The 18,278-nt window shown below is 76.0% G+C and carries 14 protein-coding genes; 5 read left to right on the plus strand and 9 right to left on the minus strand.

The window, feature by feature from the left end; genetic code table 11:
• Positions 1-20 precede the first annotated feature (20 nt).
• The 4 genes from ACFVFR_RS00160 to ACFVFR_RS00175 all read right to left on the minus strand — a co-directional run bounded on the left by ACFVFR_RS00160 (position 21) and on the right by ACFVFR_RS00175 (position 5,184).
• Complete coding sequence (locus ACFVFR_RS00160) at positions 21-1,004, minus strand: ABC transporter substrate-binding protein (RefSeq protein WP_383696248.1); 984 nt, start codon at positions 1,002-1,004, stop codon at positions 21-23.
• Positions 1,005-1,194: 190 nt separating this feature from the next.
• Positions 1,195-1,941, minus strand: a complete 747-nt coding sequence (locus ACFVFR_RS00165) for an ABC transporter ATP-binding protein (protein WP_383696250.1) — start codon at positions 1,939-1,941, stop codon at positions 1,195-1,197.
• 728 nt (positions 1,942-2,669) lie between these two features.
• Entirely contained in the window at positions 2,670-3,758 is a 1,089-nt protein-coding gene (locus ACFVFR_RS00170; protein ID WP_383696252.1) for a FecCD family ABC transporter permease, read from the minus strand.
• Positions 3,759-4,155: 397 nt separating this feature from the next.
• The gene (locus ACFVFR_RS00175; RefSeq protein WP_383696254.1) at positions 4,156-5,184 is read right to left on the minus strand and encodes a FecCD family ABC transporter permease; all 1,029 of its coding nucleotides are present in this window, start codon (positions 5,182-5,184) and stop codon (positions 4,156-4,158) included.
• 514 nt (positions 5,185-5,698) lie between these two features.
• On the opposite strand from ACFVFR_RS00175, the gene ACFVFR_RS00180 reads away from it, so the two are divergent.
• Entirely contained in the window at positions 5,699-6,472 is a 774-nt protein-coding gene (locus tag ACFVFR_RS00180) for an HAD family hydrolase (RefSeq protein WP_383696257.1), read from the plus strand.
• Between the two features lie 171 nt (positions 6,473-6,643).
• Here the strand turns inward: ACFVFR_RS00180 and ACFVFR_RS00185 are convergent, their stop codons facing one another.
• Positions 6,644-6,880, minus strand: coding sequence for a hypothetical protein (locus tag ACFVFR_RS00185; protein WP_383696260.1), 237 nt, complete (start codon positions 6,878-6,880; stop codon positions 6,644-6,646).
• 193 nt (positions 6,881-7,073) lie between these two features.
• Here ACFVFR_RS00185 and ACFVFR_RS00190 point away from each other — a divergent pair, with 193 nt between their 5' ends.
• The 3 genes from ACFVFR_RS00190 to ACFVFR_RS00200 all read left to right on the plus strand — a co-directional run bounded on the left by ACFVFR_RS00190 (position 7,074) and on the right by ACFVFR_RS00200 (position 11,214).
• The gene (locus ACFVFR_RS00190; protein ID WP_383696263.1) at positions 7,074-7,457 is read left to right on the plus strand and encodes a cold-shock protein; all 384 of its coding nucleotides are present in this window, start codon (positions 7,074-7,076) and stop codon (positions 7,455-7,457) included.
• Between the two features lie 299 nt (positions 7,458-7,756).
• Positions 7,757-8,563 carry a TetR/AcrR family transcriptional regulator gene (locus tag ACFVFR_RS00195; protein ID WP_383696266.1) on the plus strand — a complete coding sequence of 269 codons (807 nt, stop codon included), beginning with the start codon at positions 7,757-7,759 and terminating at the stop codon, positions 8,561-8,563.
• 467 nt (positions 8,564-9,030) lie between these two features.
• Positions 9,031-11,214, plus strand: a complete 2,184-nt coding sequence (locus ACFVFR_RS00200) for a neutral/alkaline ceramidase (RefSeq protein ID WP_383696269.1) — start codon at positions 9,031-9,033, stop codon at positions 11,212-11,214.
• A gap of 70 nt (positions 11,215-11,284) precedes the next feature.
• Here ACFVFR_RS00200 and ACFVFR_RS00205 read toward each other — a convergent pair whose 3' ends face one another.
• The 4 genes from ACFVFR_RS00205 to ACFVFR_RS00220 all read right to left on the minus strand — a co-directional run bounded on the left by ACFVFR_RS00205 (position 11,285) and on the right by ACFVFR_RS00220 (position 16,200).
• Positions 11,285-12,178, minus strand: coding sequence for a 1,4-dihydroxy-6-naphthoate synthase (locus tag ACFVFR_RS00205; RefSeq protein ID WP_383696271.1), 894 nt, complete (start codon positions 12,176-12,178; stop codon positions 11,285-11,287).
• Positions 12,175-13,269 carry a futalosine hydrolase gene (mqnB, locus tag ACFVFR_RS00210; protein WP_383696779.1) on the minus strand — a complete coding sequence of 365 codons (1,095 nt, stop codon included), beginning with the start codon at positions 13,267-13,269 and terminating at the stop codon, positions 12,175-12,177. The genes ACFVFR_RS00205 and mqnB overlap by 4 nt, the downstream gene beginning before the upstream one ends.
• A 556-nt stretch (positions 13,270-13,825) precedes the next feature.
• Positions 13,826-14,353, minus strand: a complete 528-nt coding sequence (locus ACFVFR_RS00215; protein WP_383696274.1) for a hypothetical protein — start codon at positions 14,351-14,353, stop codon at positions 13,826-13,828.
• Positions 14,354-14,379: 26 nt separating this feature from the next.
• Complete coding sequence (locus tag ACFVFR_RS00220) at positions 14,380-16,200, minus strand: MFS transporter (protein ID WP_383696277.1); 1,821 nt, start codon at positions 16,198-16,200, stop codon at positions 14,380-14,382.
• A gap of 573 nt (positions 16,201-16,773) precedes the next feature.
• On the opposite strand from ACFVFR_RS00220, the gene ACFVFR_RS00225 reads away from it, so the two are divergent.
• Positions 16,774-17,781: a DUF3027 domain-containing protein gene (locus tag ACFVFR_RS00225; RefSeq protein ID WP_383696280.1), complete on the plus strand. Its 1,008-nt coding sequence runs from the start codon at positions 16,774-16,776 to the stop codon at positions 17,779-17,781.
• Positions 17,782-18,278: the final 497 nt, after the last annotated feature.

Below are 18,278 nucleotides of genomic sequence, written 5' to 3' on the forward strand. Positions count from 1 at the left end.
GACCGCCGTGCGGAACCGCGTCAGTCCGCGCGCGGAGCGCCCCGGGTCAGGTCGCGTTGGAGCTCGTCGAGGATCTGGTGGGCGGCGGTGTAGCCGATGCCCTGGATCCAGAGCTGGTCGTCCACGGTGAAGGACGCGCCGGCGCGTACGGCGTTCATGTTCTTCCACAGGCCGCTGCTGGTCGTCCTCGTCGCCTTGGACTTCTTCGGGTCGCCGTAGGTGCTGGTGAAGATGGCGTCGGCGTCCGCCTGGTCGATCCGCTCGGGGCTGACGTCGTACGAGAAGCCGTCCCTGGCCTTGTCGGTGACCGGGGGGCGGCCCAGGCCGGCGTCGGCGAGGACGGTGGCGATGTAGTTCTTCTTGCCGTAGATGCGGATGTCGGCGCCCTCGACGAAGCGGACGACGTTGACCTCGGTCTTCGCGGCCCTGGCCGGGCCGCCGACGGCGGCGGTGACGCGGCGGGCGTGGGCCGTGTAGTCGGCGACGACCTTCCGCGCCTCGGCGGTCCTGCCGAGCGCGGTGGCGTGCGTCAGGAAGTTCCGCTTCCACGGGTAGCCGGTGGACTCGGTCATCACCGTGGGGGCGATGGCGCTCAGCTCCCCGAAGCGGGAGGCGTCGCGTTCCTTGTTGGTGAGGATCAGGTCCGGCTTGAGGCTGGCGATCTTCTCCAGGCTGGGCGAGCCGATGGCACCGACGTCGGTGATGCCCTTGACCTTGTCTTTCGGCAGGTAGTTGAGGAAGCCCGAGGCCACGTCGGCGCGGGTGGCGCCGACCGGCCGAACGCCCAGGGTGATCGCGGAGTCGAGTTCGGCGGTGTCGAGCACGACGACGCGTGCGGGCGTCTCGGGTACCCGGACCTCGCCCATGGCCGTGTCCACGGTGCGTTTCGGGCCGCCGCCCGCCGCGTCGTCGGTGGAGTCCGCGCCACACGCGGTCAGGCCCGCGACCACCGCCACGGCGAGGGAGGCGGCGAGGAGGGCGGGGCGGTACGGGATACGGGTCATGTTCCGACCTTTCGGAGCCGTCCGTACGGAAGGGGCGTACGGGGGAGGGGGCGGGGAACCGACGGGTGGGCCGGGTCGCCCCGCGTCGGGCCGCGCCGGGTGGAACCGGGCGGGGCGGCGGGCGGTACGCGAGCGCCGCCGGGTGCGCGTCCTGGCTGGTCAGCGTGGGCCGGCGGGCGGGGGCGGGGCCTCACGCCGGGCCCGACCAGGGTGCGCCGGGGACGACCAGCGGGCCGCCGGTGACCGGGTCCGGTACGACGACGGAGGCGAGCCCGAAGACCTCGCGCACCAGGTCGGCCGTGACCGTCTCGGCGGGGCCGCCCTGCGCGACGATCCGGCCGGCCCTCATCGCCACCAGGTGGTCCGCGTACCGGGCGGCCTGGTTGAGGTCGTGCAGCACCGCCACGACCGTACGGCCCCGCTCGTGGTTGAGCTGGCGCACCAGGTCGAGCACCTCCACCTGGTGCGCGATGTCGAGGTAGGTGGTCGGTTCGTCGAGCAGCAGCAGATCGGTCTCCTGGGCCAGCGCCATCGCGATCCACACCCGCTGCCGCTGGCCGCCCGAGAGCTCGTCCACCGGCCGGTCGGCCAGCGCGGTCACGTCCGTACGGGCCATCGCGTCCGTCACGGCCCGCTCGTCCGCCGCCGACCACTGCCGCCACCAGCTCTGGTGCGGCTGGCGGCCCCGCGCGACCAGATCGGCCACGGTGATCGCCTCCGGCGCCACCGGCGACTGCGGCAGCAGGCCGAGGGACTGGGCGATCCGCCTGGTCGGGACGCGGTCGAGCGCGGCGCCGTCGAGCAGGACGGCGCCGCGTCGAGGCTTCAGCAACCGGCCGAGCGCGCGCAGCAACGTGGACTTGCCGCACGCGTTGGGGCCGACGATCACGGTGACCGCACCACTGGGAACGGCCAGGTCGAGGCCGTCCACCACCACCCGGTCCGCGTACGCGAGGGTCAGCCCCCGGGCGACGAGCCGGGGCGCCCGCGACGCGGCAGCGGTGGTGTCCGGTGGGACGGGCGACGCGGGTGGGGCGGGTGACGCGGACGGAGTCCGCGAGGTGGGCGTGGCCGGTGTGGTGGGAGCGTCTGTCGCGGTCGCCGTGGTTGTCGCGGTCGTCGCGGTCGACGCGTCCGCTGGGGCCGGGGTGGTCGGCACGGCCGACGTGTCGACAGGGTTCGGCCGGCCGGTAGTTGGTGGGCTCGGGGTGGCCCCTGATTCTGGCGCGCCCGCCGCGTCGCCCGTGCTCGGCGCACCCGCCGCGTCCCCCGCGCCCACCGCACCTGTCGCGTCCCCCGTGCCTGCCGCGCCCGCCGCGTCCCCCGCGCCCGCCGCGTCTGACGTATCGACAGGGCTCGGCTGACCGACCGGCTTCGCCGTCACGACAGGGTTCCGCGTACCGGCGGGGCCCGGTGTGCTCGCGACGTCCCGTGCGCCCGTCGCGCGCCCCGTGCCCGCCGCGTCGCCCATGCCCGGCGCGTCCCCCGTGCCCGGCGCCTCCGTCGCGTCCCCCGCGCCCGCCGACCCCGTCGCTCCCGCCGCGTCGCCCGTGCCCGGCGCCTCCGCCGCGTCCCCCGTGCTCGCCGACCCCGTCGCTCCCGCCCTGCGGCGATTCGGTGCGGGGTCGGGGTGGGGGGCGTTCGTCGCCTTGGGAGCTGGTTCGGTCATGCCTTGCCTCCGGCGCGGCTGCGGACGATCAGCCAGATCAGGTACGGGGCGCCGACGGCGGCGGTCAGCACGCCGACCGGCAGTTCCGTCGGCGCGAACAACCTGCGGGCCAGCAGGTCGGCCAGCACCACGATGAACGCGCCCAGCAGCGCCGAGCACAGCAGCGGGAGCTGCGCCGTGCGGGTCAGCCGGCGGGCGACCTGCGGTGCCAGCAGCGCGACGAAGTCCACCGGCCCCGCCGCCCCGGTGGCCAGCGCCGCGAGCGCCACGCCGAGCAGGACGAGCCCGAGCCGTACCCGGCCCAGCCGGACGCCGAGCGCGGTGGCCGTGTCGTCGTCCAGCGCCACCGAACGCTGCGCCCGCGCGGCCCACACCACGCCGGGCAGCAGGACGAGCAGGGCCAGCGCGAGCGGGTCCGCCTCGTCCCAGCCGCGCCCGTTGAGCGAACCGGTCATCCACACCTGGGCCTGTTGCGCCACCAGGTAGTCACCCTTGGTCAGAAAGAGTTGGGTGATCGATCGCAGGGCGATCGCGAAGCCGATTCCGATGAGGACGAACCGGGCGGCGTGCAGACCGCCGCGCCAGGCGAAGACGTAGACGAGCACGGCCGCGCCCATCCCGCCCGCGACGGACAGACAGGGCAGCGCGGACTGCGCGGTGACGCCGTACGTCATCGCGCCCACCGTCAGCGCGCTCGCGCCCTGTGTGACGCCGATGATGTCGGGGCTGGCCAGCGGGTTGCGGGCGACGGTCTGGATGAGCGCGCCGGCGATCCCGAACGCCGCGCCGACCAGCAGCCCGAGGGCGACGCGCGGCAGCCGCAGCGTCTCCACGACGAGCCGGTCGGGCGACGGTCGCCCGGCCAGCACCCGCACCACCTCGTCCGGCGGCACGGTGGACTCCCCGAGGCAGAGGGAGAGCACACACGCGCCGGCCAGCGACACGGCCAGCACGAGGGCCACGCCGACGGCCCGCCGGTGCACGAGAAACCCCGCGTGCCCGACCCGCACCAGCGCGTACCCCGCCGGCCGCACCCCCGCCCGCCGCTCCCCGGCCTCACCCGAACCCGCCTCGACGACGCTCATCGCCCCACCCGACGCGCGGCCCGCGGCCCGCGTGGCAGGGGCGCGGGGGCGGCCGCGCGCGGCATGCGGAGGCGCGCCGTCCGGGGGCGCGGCGCGAGGTGCGGCGTACGCCCGGCGGGTGTCGCGCGCCGGCCACGGGAGGGAGGGGCGCACTCGGGGCGTACGGAACTGGGCGTGTGCGACGGGTGCCCGGGCCGTGGTGGGCGCGTGCGCCGCACGGGCTGGGGCGGTCCCATGGGGCGCGGCGGGTGGAGGAGGCGCGCGGGGCGCGAGCCCCCGGTGGGGTGTGCTGGTCGCCGGAGGTGTGGGCGGCGCGCGGCCCGTGGGGCGTGCGCGGCGCGTGGCCGATGGGGGGGCCGTGCCCAGTGGCCGGGGCGTGCTACGCCGCGCGGGCCGTTCACGCCGCCACCGCCTTGCGCCGGACCAGCGCCACCAGGAACGGCACGCCGGTCAGGGAGGTCATGACGCCCGCCGGGACCTCGCTCGGCGGGAAGACGAGGCGGCCGACGACGTCCGAGACGAGCAGCATCACCGGGCCGACGAGGGCGGCCATCGGGAGCAGCCAGCGGTGGTCGGTGCCCACGATCGCCCGGGCGATATGCGGTACGGCCAAGCCCACGAACGCGATCGGCCCCGCCGCCGCGACGCCCACACCGGTGAGCACCGCGGCACCGAGGCCGCCGACGATCCGTACGGTCGCGACGTTCTGGCCCAGGCCCCGGGCGACGTCCTCGCCGAGCGCCAGCGCGTCGAGACCACGCGCGACGGCGATCACCAACACCGTGCCGACCAGCAGGAACGGCCATATTCGGGCGGCCACTTCGGCGTCGCGCCCGGAGAGCGAGCCGATCTGCCAGAAGCGGAACTCGTCCAGCGCGGCGGACTTCGTCGTCAGCACCGCCATGGTCACCGAGACCAGCAACGCGTTGACCGCCGCCCCGGCGAGCGCCAGCTTGACCGGGGTCGCGCTGCCGCGCCCGCGCGCGGCGACGGCGTACACGAGGACGGCCGCGACCGCCGCGCCCGCGAAGGCGAACCACACGTAGCCGCTCAGCGTGTGCACCGAGGCGTACGCGATGGCGAGCACCACCGCGACCGAGGCGCCCTGGCTGATGCCGAGGATGCCGGGGTCGGCGATGGGGTTGCGGGTGAGGCCCTGGAGCACCGTGCCCGCCATCGCCAGCGCGGCCCCCACCATCACCCCCACCAGCGTGCGCGGCAGCCGCATCGAGCGCACCACCTCCGCCGCCTCACCCTCGCCGCCGTGCGCCAGCGCGTCGACGACGGCGCTCGGCGCGAGGTGCCGGCTGCCGACCGCGAGGCTGAGCAGTACGGCGAGCAGCAGGGCCAGCGCAGCGAGCGCCGTCCAGCCGACGCGACGGCCGACCCGCGGACCCCGGGCGCTGTCGGACGGCACGGCTGACATCGTTCCCTCCACCTCGGGCGTATCGGCAACGACGGACGGCGAGTTGGCGTTCGGGCGGTGCCAAGTGTAGGGGGCGCGGCCGGCACGCCGACCGCCCAACGGACGGCGGCCCGGCGGGACGTACGCGGGTACGCCGCCGTCGGTCGCGCTCCGGCGGGACACGCGAAAAGGGCGGGCGGGCGATGCCGGAACACGCGCCCGGCGTGACACGGGAAACGCGCCCGCCTGACACGGCTGCCCGCAGACGGAGAAGGCAGACGGAGAAGAGCGTGGGCGTTGCGTCGGGGCGTGGGGTGGGCGAGGTGTGCCCTGGCAGGGGAGAACGCCTTGTCGCGCCCGCCGTACGGGGGCCCGGGCGCGGGGCACGGGGCCGGGAGGCGGGGGAGCCGCTCGGGTGGGGGCGGGGGCGCGCGGGAGGGGCCGGGCCGCGTGGTGGCCGGGCCCGCTCCCGTGGGGCACGGGCCGGTGGGAGCCGTTCGGCGGGCGGGACGTGGGGGCCGGCAGAATGGCGGGCATGTCTTCGCAACCGCACCAGCCTTCGCAGCAGCCTCAGCGGTCCCAGCCGAGTCCACGGCGGCAGGCCGCTCCGGAGCGGGCCCGTCCGGGGTCGGCGGCGGGCGACCTGTCCCCGGCCCCGTTCCTGACGGTCGGCTTCGACCTCGACATGACGCTCATCGACTCGCGGCCCGGTATCAAGGCCGCCTACCAGGCGCTGTCGGCGGAGACCGGGGCCTTCATCGACGCGGACCTCGCGATCACCCGGCTCGGCCCGCCGCTGGAGCAGGAGCTCGCGCACTGGTTCCCCGACGACCAGATCCAGCCAGTCGGCGACCGCTACCGCGAGCTGTACGTCACCCACGCCATCGCCCCCACCCCCGCGCTGCCCGGCGCCCGCGAGTCCATCGCGGCGGTCCGGGAGTACGCGGCGGGCGGCGCGGACGCGGCGGGTGCCGCGCGGACGCGCGGGCGGGCGATCGTCGTCACGGCCAAGCACGAACCGAACGCCAAGCTGCACCTGGAGCACCTCGGCATCGCGCCCGACGCCGTCATCGGCTGGCTGTGGGCCGAGGCGAAGGCGGAGGCGCTGCGCGAGTACGGCGCCAGCGTGTACGTCGGCGACCATGTCGGGGACGTACGCGGCGCGCACACCGCCGGCGCGCTCGCGGTGGCCGTCTCGACCGGCCCGTGCGACGCGGACGAGCTACGCGCGGCCGGGGCCGACGTCGTCCTCGCCGACCTCACGGAGTTCCCCGCCTGGTGGCGCGCGTACGTCGCCGACCTGGCCTGACCTGGTCGGATACGGCGCTCCCCGCGCGCCGGGAGCGCGCCCCCACCCGGCCCGACGTCCCGGCGCGACCCGCCGCCGTCGGGCCGGCCCGCCCGACGCGGCCCGCACCGGACCCGGCCCCGGCTCGCCCGGACCCGACATGGGCCCCGGCTCGCCCCGCCGGCCCAGGCGCTACGCGGCGGACCTGGCCTGGCGGCGTTGCGCGGCGATCGACGTCAGCAGACCGGCGCCGGCGATCACGAAGCCGACGCCCATCAGCATGGACACGAAGTAGGCGGGCGTCGGCAGCCGGTCGAGACCGAGCAGCAGCGGCGTGACGGTGGCCAGCGTCCCCACCGCGCCGACGAGGAAGACGATCGCACCGATGCGGACCAGGAGATCCCCAGGACGGGAAGTTTCATTGCTCACGGGACCAGGGTAGGTCCCCTACCTGCGCCAGCGGGACTCCTGCCGGTCATCACCGAGCAGGAACGACCCGGGTACGTCTTGTCACCAGGCTCCGGACCATTAGCCTTGGTGGTGGCGGGTCTTGCGACCCGCTGTACTGCTATCCAGAGCTGTTTTCCGTTGTTTCCCGACGAGTACGAGGACGAGGACAGACGTGCCTACCGGCAAGGTCAAATGGTTCAACAGCGAGAAGGGCTTCGGCTTTCTCTCCCGTGACGACGGCGGTGACGTCTTCGTCCACTCGTCGGTGCTCCCCGAAGGCGTCGAGGTGCTCAAGCCAGGCCAGCGCGTCGAGTTCGGGGTTGTCGCGGGGAACCGCGGTGACCAGGCGCTTTCCGTGACGCTGCTCGACCCGACCCCCTCGGTCGCGGCGGCCCAGCGCCGCAAGCCGGACGAGCTGGCCTCCATCGTCCAGGACCTCACCACCCTCCTTGAGAACGTCACGCAACAGCTTGAGCGGGGCCGCTACCCCGACAAGGCGCACGGCCACAAGATCGCGGGCATGCTGCGCGCGGTGGCGGACCAACTCGACGTGTAACGCGGCGGCGAAGCGCACGCGCGGGTCGGCACCTACCGGCCCTCCCCCCGGGCCCGGCGGCCATACCCCCACCGCCGGGCCCGCGCCGTGTCTCCCGCGCCACACCCGCCCGGGGGGCTGGGACCGGGGCGGCACGGGTCCGTGCGAACGGGAGACCGACAGGCTGACGGGCGCGGCCGGGCGTCGCGGTGGCGTGCGCCGGCTGGTGCGCCGGGGCGGCCACGCTATGGGGACATCCCTTCTCGTTTCCGCCTTTCCGTGTCATCGCCAGAGAGCGTCCCCTTCGGTTAGATGGGTGGATGAACGCTCAGCCAGCGGAGCCCACCGGGCGAACCGTCCCGGTCCGCACGCCCGCCCCCGTGGCCAGCCCGAGCGCGCTGCGCCGCGAGCCCCGGCAGCGGCGCAGCCGCGAGAAGGTGGACCGGATCATGGACGCCGCCGTGGGGCTCGTGGTGCGTGAGGGGTACGGGGCGGCGACCACCACCCGCATCGCCGAGGCCGCCGGCGTGGGCCTGGCCACGTTGTACGGCTTCTTCACCGACCGCAGAGCGGTCTTCAGGGCCGCGTCCGCGCGGAACCTGGACGCGTTCCTGGGTCGACTGGACCAGCTGCTGGCGGGCGCCGGGTTCGCGCACTGGGCGGAGGCGGCGACGGCCGGTTTCGACGAGTACGTCCGCATGTCGCGGGCCGATGTGGGGTTCCGGATGGTGCTCTTCGGGGACGTCGCCGACGACCGGTTGCTCGCCGAGGGGCGGCGTAACGACGAGGTGGTGGCCGACCGGCTGGCCGAGCTGGTCGGCGCGCGGTTCGACGTCGTGGTGGACGAGCGGCTGCGGACCGCGTTGCTGACGGCCGTGGCCGCCGGCGACGCCCTGGTCAAGCTGGCCTTCGAACGCGACCCGGAGCAGGGCGACCCGGCCGTGCTGGCCGAGGCGCGCCGCGTGGTGCAGGGCATCTTCGAGCGGGGTGCGCGCCGCGAGTCCGGCGGCCCCCTCGGACCGGGCCCCGCCACCGCCACCGCCACCGCCACGCCCACGCTCGCCGGGCCCGGCCTGCCGGGCCCGGCGGTCTCCCACGCGTGGGAGGCGCGGTCGCGACGGCCGTAGCGACCCGCCGCACCCGCCGCCCCACGGGCCGCTCGCGTACCGGGTGGAACGCGAAACCGGCTCGGGAAGCGCGCGGCGGCGTGGCCCTCGGCGGGGCGCGGGACGGGGCGGGCCCGGTACGCCGCACGTGCGAAGGCCCGTGCACCCCGGACGCGGGACACGCGGCGCGTGGCGTCCGGCCGGGCGGTGCGGGTGTTCGGCCGGGTCGGCGCGGGGATCGGACGCGGCCCGGGGTGCCGGTCGGCGGGGCGTGGAGTGCGGGGCGAGCGGTCGACGGGGGCGCGGGCGGCGGGTCGACGCGAGGGCGCGGCGGTGGCGCAAAAGCTGAGGGTCTTTTCTGGTTTCTGTGTTCCACGTATTGACCCGGGAGTAAGTACGGCCCCATGGTGAGCCGCGAACGCCGGCCGGGTGGGGCCGCCCGTGGGAGGTGTCGGGGGTGTCCCATCCCTCACAGTCAGGCTCCGCGTATGTCCCTGCGCACGTCGCGTCCGTCGCGCGGTCCCGGTGGCCGCGCCCCCCTGACCATCCGTACGCCCCGCCGCCGAGGGCGGGCGATCACCGGCCCCGGTGTCGCCCGGGCCGTGCTCGGCGCGCTGTTCGCGGCGGTGCTGATCACCCCGCTCGCCGCGCCCGGCCCCGTGGCGGCCGACCCGCTCACCGCCGACCGCGACCGGCGGACACCGTCGACAGCCGGGCCGGCGGATTCCGCGCCGGCCGACGGATACCGGGTCGGGGTGGGCATCGCGGACGTCACCGGGGAGGCCGCCGAGGTCGGCATGATGGGCTACGCCCGGCTCGACCAGCGCACCTCCGGTATCCACACCCGACAGTGGGCGCGGGCCTTCGTCGTGGAGCGGGCGGGCGGCGGGCGGACGGCGTTCGTCAGCACCGACGTCGGGATGATCATGCAGGGCGTGCACCAGGAGGTGCTGCGCCGGCTCGCCGTACGCCTCGGCCCGCGCTACACCGAGAGCAACGTGGTCCTCTCCGCGACGCACACCCACGCGGGGCCCGGCGGGCACGGACACGACGTGCTCTACAACCTGACCACGCTCGGCCACCAGAGGAAGACGTACGAGGCGATCGTCTCCGGCATCGTCAAGGCCGTCGTCGCCGCCGACGCGGACCGCGCGCCCGGCTCCGTGAAGATCGCCTCCGGGGAGCTGCGCGGCGCGAACGTCAACCGGTCGGCGGCGGCGTTCCGGCGCAACCCGGCCGCCGAGCGGGCCCGCTTCCCCGGCGAGGTGGACACCCGCATGACGGTGCTGCGCTTCGAGCGGGGCGGGCGCCCGGTGGGCATGCTGAGCTGGTTCCCCACCCACGCCACCTCGATGACCCCGGAGAACACGCTGATCAGCGCCGACAACAAGGGGTACGCCAGCTACCGGGTCGAGCACGACGCGTTCGGCGTGGACGCGTCCGAGCGCGGCCGGTTCGTCGCCGCGTTCGCCCAGACCAACGCCGGCGACATGTCACCCAACCTGCGCGACGGCGGCGCGCACGGCCCCACCGACGACGAGTTCGAGAACACCAGGATCATCGGCGAGCGGCAGGCCGCCAAGGCGCTCGAACTCTTCCACAGCGCCACCGAGGTGCTGCGCGGCCCGATCGACCACCGCCAGCGCTACGTCGACTTCTCCGCCGTGGACGTCGCCGGCCGCTACACCCCCGACGGCCAGCCGCACCGCACCTGCCAGGCCGCGCTCGGCCAGGCGTTCACGGCCGGCGCCGAGGACGGCCCGGGGCCCGACCTCGTCGACGAGGGAGAGTTGAAGGCCAACCCGCTGGTCGTCGGCCTCGGCGCGGTGCTCAACCCGGCGCCGCCCGGACTGCGCCGCTGTCAGGCGCCCAAGCCCGTCTTCCTGGCCACCGGCGCCCAACGGCCGGCCTGGACGCCGCAGATCCTGCCCGTGCAGATCGTGCGCATCGGACAGCTCACGCTCACCGCGGCCCCGGCCGAGTTCACCATCGCCGCCGGGCACCGGGTCACCGACACCGTCGCGGCCGAACTGGGCGACTCCTCGCGGCACACCGTCTTCGCCGGCTACTCCAACGCGTACAGCCAGTACGTCACCACCCCGCAGGAGTACGACGCCCAGCACTACGAGGGCGCCTCCACCCACTTCGGCCGCTACACCCTGCCCGCCTACCAGCAGGAGTTCGCCGCCCTGGCGCGGGCGCTGCGGACCGGCGAGCCCACGCCGAGCGCGGTGCGCCCGCCCTGGCGGGGCGAGCGCCAACTCAGCCTGAACCCGGGCCCGGTGCTGGACGCGCCACCGGCCGGCCGCGCGTTCGGCGACGTACGCGACCAGCCGGCCGAGTCCTACCGGCCCGGCGAGCGCGCCAGCGCCACCTTCTTCACCGGCCATCCCGCCAACAACCCGCGCACCGGCGGCACCTTCCTGGAGGTGCAGCGCCGCGAGAGCGGCCCGGCGGGCACCTGGCGGACGGTGGCCACCGACGACGACTGGTCCACCACCTACCGGTGGCGGCGCGCCTATCTGGCGGTCTCCACGGCCACCGTGACCTGGGACGTCCCGCGTGACGCGCCCCCGGGCACCTACCGCCTGGTCCACCACGGCGACGCGCGCGCACTGGGCGGCGAGATCAGCCCCTTCACCGGCACCTCCCGCCCGTTCACCGTCCACTGACACCCCACGGCCCCGCCCCCCGTGGCGTACGGGAGGGGCGGGGCCGTGGCGGACGGACGCGCGGCGCGGGTCAGGCGAAGTCGAACGCGCCCGGGGGCAGGGCGGGCACCAGGCCCTCGGCGGCGGCGCGGGTGAGCAGCCCGCGCACGGCGGCGTAACCGTCCTCGCCGAGGTCGGCCGTGAACTCGTTGACGTACAGGCCGATGTGCTGGTCCGCCACGGCCGGGTCCATCTCCTGCGCGTGCTCCAGGACGTACGGGCGCGAGGCCAGCGGGTCGTCCCAGGCCATGCGCACCGAGGCGCGGGTGGCGTCGGCCAGCTCCCGCAGCCGCTCGGCGCCGAGCGCGCGGCGGGCGATGATCGCGCCGAGCGGGATGGGCAGCCCGGTGGTCTCCTCCCAGTGCTCGCCCATGTCGGCCAGGCAGTGCAGCCCGTAGTTCTGGTAGGTGAAGCGCGCCTCGTGGATGACCAGGCCGGCGTCCACCTCGCCGGCGCGCACGGCCGGCATGATCTCGTGGAAGGGCAGCACCTTGACCTCGCCCACGCCGCCGGGCACCTCGGTCGCCGCCCACAGCCGGAAGAGCAGGTACGCCGTCGAGCGCTCGCTGGGCACCGCGACCGTGCGGCCGGCCAGGTCGGCGGCCTCGCGCGGGCCCGAGGTGAGGACCAGCGGCCCGCAGCCCCGGCCCAGCGCCCCGCCGCAGGGCAGCAGCGCGTACTCGTCCAGGACCCAGGGCAGCACCGCGTACGAGACCTTGAGCACGTCGAGCTCGCCGCGCTCGGCCATGCCGTTGGTGAGGTCGATGTCCGCGAAGGTCACGTCGAGCGCGGGCGCCCCGGGGACGCGGCCGTGCGCCCAGGCGTCGAAGACGAACGTGTCGTTGGGACACGGCGAGTAGGCGATACGCAGCGGGTCCACGCCGCCGCCGGCCTGCTCGGAGAGTGCGGCGCTGTCGGTCGTCACGGGGTCCTCCTCGCGCGGGATGGGTCTGCGGCGGCTTCCTGGGCCGGGACGTCCGGTGCCTCGGCGCGACCGGGCGGCGCCCCGGCCGCCGGCGCGTCGGAAGCCGCCTGGTGCAGCGCGCTGGCGGCCTCCGCTGTTCCCGCCGGGGCCGCCGACGTCCGCTTCTCCGCCGTTTCTGGCGCGTCGGTCACGGTTTCGGCCACCGTCGTGGCCGGGGGCGCGGAGTCCCGTGGCGCGGCTTCGGCCGCGCTCCCGGTCTCGGCGTCGGTCTCGGTGTCGGTCTCCGTCGCGGCGCGCGGCAGCGCCCGCGCCAGGGACTCGAAGGCGCCGGTGAGGGCGGCCAGTGCCGCGCCGATCCGCCAGGCGGCGCGGTCGCGCGGGCCCACCGCGTTGGACAGGGCGCGGATCTCCAGCACCGGCACCCCGTACGCCGTGGCCGCCTCCGCCACGCCGAACCCCTCCATCGCCTCGGCCACCGCCCGGGGGTGACGGGCGATCAGCGCGGCGGCGCGCTCGGCGCTCCCGGTGACCGTCGAGACGGTGAGCACGCTCCCGCGCACGCCCCCGGTGGCCTCGGCCGCGAGCCGCACCAGTCGCGCCGGCGGCAGGTGCTCGACGGTGCCGAAGCCGAGGTCGGTGACGGCGGCGAAGCCGTCGGGCGTCTCGGCGCCCAGGTCGGCGGCCACGATCGCGTCGGCCACCACGACGGACCCGAGCACCACCCCGGCGTGCTCGGCCGGGTCGGTCAAGCCGTTCGGTTCGGACGTCTCGGCCGGTCCCGTCGGGTCGAGCGCGTCGGTCGCCGTCGGGCGGTGTCGCTGGGGCCGGCGGGCCGGGAAGCCGCCGCCGATGCCGGCCGAGACGACCAGGTCGTACGGGAGGCCGGCGGCCAGCGCGGTGGCCAGGGCGCCTGCGGTGGCGGCGGCGGAGGCGGCCGGCCCGACGCCGGCCGCCAGTACGTCGGCGTCCAGCGCGTCCAGCGTCAGCGCGTCGGTGGCTCCGGTGACCGGCAGCGCCAGCCGGTGCAGCGCGTACCCGGCGGCGCCGGGCAGGGCGCGTTCCACGCCCTCGAAGGCACCGGCGTCGCGGATGCCGCGCACCACCGCGTCGCGTTCGGCCGGAACAGCGGTGACGATCAGTGCGCGCATGGGCTCACGCCCCCAGAGGTCGGGCACCACGCCCAGGCGCCCCGCGAAACCCGCGCGACGGGCCGCGACGGCCCCCGGCGAGCTGCGGCTGACGCGCGGTGCGGTGCGGTGTGCGGGAGAGGTGGTGCGGGTGGTGCGGTGACGCGGAGTGGTGGTGCGGTGCTGCGGGCCCGTACGGCGCGTACGGGCGGGGGTGGCGCCGGGCGCGCGCCCGACCGGTGGCCGGCCGGGGCGCGACACGGGCGGCCAGCGGCGGATACGGCCGGACGGCTGACCCGTGGCACGGGCCGGCCCCGAGACGAACGCGCCGGCGCCCGGCGGACCAGGCCCGTACGCGCCGGGCCGCCGCGCGCTCGACCCGTACGCACCCGGCTCGCGCGCGGCCGGTGGGCGCGCGGCGCGCGACGGAGTGGTCGGGCCGGTGGCCGTCACGGGGACGGCGACCGGCCGACGGGGCGTGCGCCCGGGGCATCGGGTTCGCCGGGTTCGTCGGGGCTTCCTAGTCCTCGCGCTCCAGCTCGAAGTGCCACATGGCCTTCGGACCGTCGTTCTTGGACAGCTCCACGATGGCGATGGTGACCTTGTCGCGCATGCCCACCACCTGGCCGGACTGCGGGTCCTTCTGCTCGAAGAGGTCGTCGCCGTTGAAGCTGCGGTAGTTGTGCTTGCTCGGTTCCTTCATGAGCGGGTTGTTCGAGACCAGCACCCAGCCGGACTCACCGATCTCCGGGTCCACGCCGATGCGCACCTTCTCGCCGGGCGCGACCTTGATCGTCTCGCCGCCCTTCTTCGAGAGGCAGTCCTTGGTCTTCTGCTCGTTGAGCACCTTGCCGTCGCCGTAGCAGCCCTCGGTGGCCTCGGAGTTCACCGAGCTGGTGCCGACGGTCACGGTGGCCAGGGGGGTCGGCTTGTCACAGGCGGCCAGGGTGATCAGCCCGATGGACACGGCACCGACGGCGGCGGCGACGCGGCGGCCCTTGCGCCAGGACGACATCGAAGTGCGGCTCCGCCGCGTGGCAGTGGTCATGCTGGCAGGCTATCGGGCCGCGTGGATCACGCCACGCGCGGGTGCGGCGTGCCGCGCCGGGCGCAGGCGAGCAGCCCGCGCACCGTACCGAGCCAGCCGAGCGCGAGGAAGCAGACGGCCACCGACATGCCCAGGACACCGTTGAGCGGCAGTGCGATGCCGATCGCCCCGCCCACGACCCACGACATCTGGAGCGCGGTCTCGGAACGGGCGAACGCGGAGGTGCGGACGTTCTCCGGCACGTCCCGCTGGATCAGCGCGTCCAGCGACAGCTTGCCCAGCGCCTGGGAGAGGCCCGCGACGGCCGCCAGCGCGGCGACGGCCACCTGGCTGTAGAGCACGGCGGCGGTGATCGCCGTGCCCAGGGCCGTGGTCAGCACGGCGACGATGATCAGCTCCGGCCCCCGGGCACGCAGCCCGGCCCCGATCGCCGTGCCCAGCGCGTTGCCCGCGCCGGCCGACACGGCCACCATGCCCAGCGACAGCTCGGGACTGAGCCCGCCCAACGGGTGCTCGCGCAGCATGAACGCGAGGAAGAGCGTCAGGAAGCCGGAGAGGGTGCGCATGGTGGCGTTGGCGGGCCACGCGTGGAGTACGGACGCGCCCACGTTCCGCAGCCCCGGCCGCTTGATCGGCTCCTCGTCCCAGTCCGCGTACGCGGTGGCCTCGCGGCCGGCCGGGGGAGTGGCGGGCGCCGGGTCCGGGACGGGCGCGGCGGCTGTCGGGGTCGTGGCGGTCGCCGACGCGGGCGTGCCCGTCGGGGCCGGGGCGACCTCCGGCGCCGGCTCGGCCTGGGCGGCGAGCCCGGCGTCCGGGGGTGCGATGCCCGGGGCTCCGGCGTCCGATGTCGCCGCGCCCGAGGGCCCGGCGCCCGGGGCCGCCGCTTCGGGCGCCGCGTCCGGCCCCGGGCTCTCCGCCTCCGCCGCCTCGGGCGTCGGGGGCGCGTCGGGGTGCGCGGCCCCGTCCGGGGGCGCCGTCCGCGCCGGTGGGCCGGTGTCGCCCGGCGTGTCGTCCACCGGCTCGGCCGCCGTCGCGCCGTGCGGCACGGGGGCCGTGACGGCCAGGTGCGCGGGGCGCGTGTGCTCGGCGGCGTGCGGGCGCAGGTGGGGCGGGTGCGCGATCAGGTGGGCCCGCGCCTCGCCCTTGGCCGAGTCCACCTTGGGCGGCAGCGTGAAGCACAGGATCGTGCCCACGGTGAACACCGCGCACGCCCCGTACAGCGGCCACGACGGGCCGATCTGGTGCAGCCCCGCGCCGACGGGCGCCGCGAGGCCGGTGGCCAGCAGCCCGCCGAGGGTCACCCGCGAGTTCGCCTTGACCAGCGAGAAGCGCGGGGGCAGCAGCCGGGGCACGACGGCGGAGCGCACCACCCCGTACGCCTTGGACGCCACCAGCACCCCGAGGGCCGCCGGATAGAGCTCAAGGCCGCCGCCGCTGACCACGTTGGCCATCGTCAGCGCCAGCAGCGCCCGGGTCAGCATGGCGCTGGCCATCGCCGCCCGGCGGCCGTGCGGGATGCGGTCCAGGAGCGGGCCGATCACGGGCGCCAGCAACGCGAACGGGGCCAGCGTGATGGCGAGGTAGAGGGCCACCCGGCCGCGCGCCTCGTCCGTCGGTACGGAGAAGAAGACGGTGGACGCCAGGGCGACGGTGATCATCATGTCGCCCGCGGAGTTCACCGCGTGCAGCTCGATCAGCTTCCCGAGGCCGGACTCCCCGGCCCCGTGCGCATGGGTAGCCCGCCGCACGCCGCGTGCCGTGCTCGCGAACGGGCGGCGTAGCGTCTGGCCGAACGAGCGCCTCGACCTTCCGATCGCGCCACCCGCGGCGAACCTCGTGCCTCTCACCACGACATCGTCTACCCAACGAGGCCGGCGTAAGCGACTTTCCGCCGCTTCTCCTCCGCGTTTCCCCCACACTTCGCAGCCCGCCCCGCCGGTTGACGGGGCCGCGCGCGGGCCGCTTGGGCGACGGGCGGCATCGGTGTGACGGGGTACGCGGTACGGGTTACGCGGGCCGCGCCGAGCCCGCGATCACCGGTGTGGGTCATCCGGGGAAGCCGTACGACCCAAGGGGCGCCCGGGAAAGCGGGTGCCCGGGGGCGCGGCGCGGACCGGCGCGGGGGCCGTGCGCGGGGGCGGGCGGCCGGCGGGCGGCGCGGCGTGCGCACCCCGTGGAGCCGAGGCGGGGTGGGGACGGCGCAGCCCGACAAGGTAGCGTGCCTTACGCGCCACTGGCGGTCGTTCTTGGCCACGCATCGGGTCAGCATCCCGCAGAATGGGACGTAACTGGTGCGTCCGAGGCCGTTCGGGCGCGGACGTCGACGCGGTCCCCAGGTCCGCTCCGTCCGCTGTCCCGGCCGCTTGGCCGGCGCGCTCGTGAGACGGCGTAGGAGAGAATCGATTCTTGTGAGTGCTGCGATGCGAAGCCGTACCCCGGACCGCTTGTGCGCCGAGGCGGTCGATCTTGCCCGTGCGGCGGCCCAGGAGGCGGCGTTTCCGGGGCTGGTCGGCGAACACGTCGCCGCCGTGGCTGACGGAGACCGTGTCGTCACCCATTTCTTCGAATGCGGAGAGCCCGGTTACCGGGGCTGGCGCTGGGCGGTGACCGTCGCCCGTGCCTCCCGCGCCAAGGTCGTCACGCTCGACGAGTCGGTGTTGCTGCCCGGCCCCGAGGCGCTGCTCGCGCCGGAGTGGGTGCCGTGGAGCGAGCGGCTGCGCCCGGGTGACATGGGCCCCGGCGACCTGCTGCCGACCGACGCGGACGACCTGCGCCTGGAGCCGGGCTTCACCGGCGAGGACGCCCCGCCGCCCAACTCCGCGCTGACCGACGAGGAGTCGACCGCCGGTGCGGCGACCGGGGCCGGAACGGCCGACGCCAAGCGGTCGCCGGCCGTCTCCGACGAGCTCGCCCAGCTCGCCGACACCGAGGACGCGGACCTCACGCCCGGCTCGCCGGCGGCCCGCCCCGCCGGCGCGGCCACCGCGACCGACGGCACCGGGCTACCGGTGATCGCCACCATCGCGGGGGTCGCCCAGGAGCTGGGCCTCGGCCGAGCCCGGGTGCTGTCCCGGTACGGGCTGCATGTGGCCGCCGACCGCTGGGACGAGGCGTACGGCGAGCAGACGCCGATGGCCCAGGCGGCCCCGGCCTCCTGTATGACCTGCGGGTTCCTGGTGCCGCTCACGGGATCGCTGCGGCAGGCGTTCGGTGTGTGCGCCAACGAGTTCAGCCCCGCCGATGGCCGTGTGGTCTCCCTCAGCTACGGCTGCGGGGGCCACTCCGAGGCCGCCGTCATGCCCACGCCGCCGCGTCCGGCCCCGCCCGTCATCGACGAGACCGTGGTCGACCCGCTGACCCTGCGCCCCGACCGCACCGGCGGCTCCGTCGAAGCGGACGGCCCCGCCGAGGAGCTCGGCCACTCCTGACACCTCACGGACCACCGGGCCCGCCCCCACGGGGCGGGCCCTTTCCCGTCCCCCGTCACGCTCTCCTCTCGGGCTCCCCTTCCGCGCGTCCCCCTTCGGGTCGCCTTCACGGGTCCTCCCGCCCCAGATCTCCCCCCGGGGCCTCCGTGTCGGACCGGCCCCGGGACGCCGCGCTCGCGGCGGGTCGGCGGGTTGCGGGGTCGGCGGGTCGCGAGGGCGGCGGAGGGGCGGATCGGTCGGTGGCGCGCGGCGGGCGGAGCCCGTCTGACCTTCGCGGCGTTCGGTGCCCGGCGTTCGGCGCCCGCGCACGGGGCGCCGCGGGCCGGCCAACCCGCCGATCCTTCGGCGCCGCCCCTTCGCCGACCCTCCGCCGCCGCGATCCGCCGGCCGCGCGCCGGCGCCGCCGTGTCCGGGTGGCGGGACCTCGTGCGGCCAAAGCTCCCGGGCGCGGTGGTGACCTGGGGCGTTGGCGGAGGGGGCGGGGGGCGTCGGAGGGC

The sequence above is a fragment of the Streptomyces sp. NPDC057702 genome, assembly GCF_042799315.1.
GTDB lineage: Bacteria > Actinomycetota > Actinomycetes > Streptomycetales > Streptomycetaceae > Streptomyces.

What these genes read in the sequence shown, in the direction of transcription:
- ACFVFR_RS00160 (WP_383696248.1), bottom strand. Translation starts at nt 1,004, where the DNA reads ATGACCCGTATCCCGTACCGCCCCGCCCTCCTCGCCGCCTCCCTCGCC.
- ACFVFR_RS00170 (WP_383696252.1), bottom strand. Translation starts at nt 3,758, where the DNA reads ATGAGCGTCGTCGAGGCGGGTTCGGGTGAGGCCGGGGAGCGGCGGGCG.
- ACFVFR_RS00175 (WP_383696254.1), bottom strand. Translation starts at nt 5,184, where the DNA reads ATGTCAGCCGTGCCGTCCGACAGCGCCCGGGGTCCGCGGGTCGGCCGT.
- ACFVFR_RS00180 (WP_383696257.1), top strand. Translation starts at nt 5,699, where the DNA reads ATGTCTTCGCAACCGCACCAGCCTTCGCAGCAGCCTCAGCGGTCCCAG.
- ACFVFR_RS00195 (WP_383696266.1), top strand. Translation starts at nt 7,757, where the DNA reads ATGAACGCTCAGCCAGCGGAGCCCACCGGGCGAACCGTCCCGGTCCGC.
- ACFVFR_RS00200 (WP_383696269.1), top strand. Translation starts at nt 9,031, where the DNA reads ATGTCCCTGCGCACGTCGCGTCCGTCGCGCGGTCCCGGTGGCCGCGCC.
- ACFVFR_RS00215 (WP_383696274.1), bottom strand. Translation starts at nt 14,353, where the DNA reads ATGACCACTGCCACGCGGCGGAGCCGCACTTCGATGTCGTCCTGGCGC.
- ACFVFR_RS00225 (WP_383696280.1), top strand. Translation starts at nt 16,774, where the DNA reads ATGCGAAGCCGTACCCCGGACCGCTTGTGCGCCGAGGCGGTCGATCTT.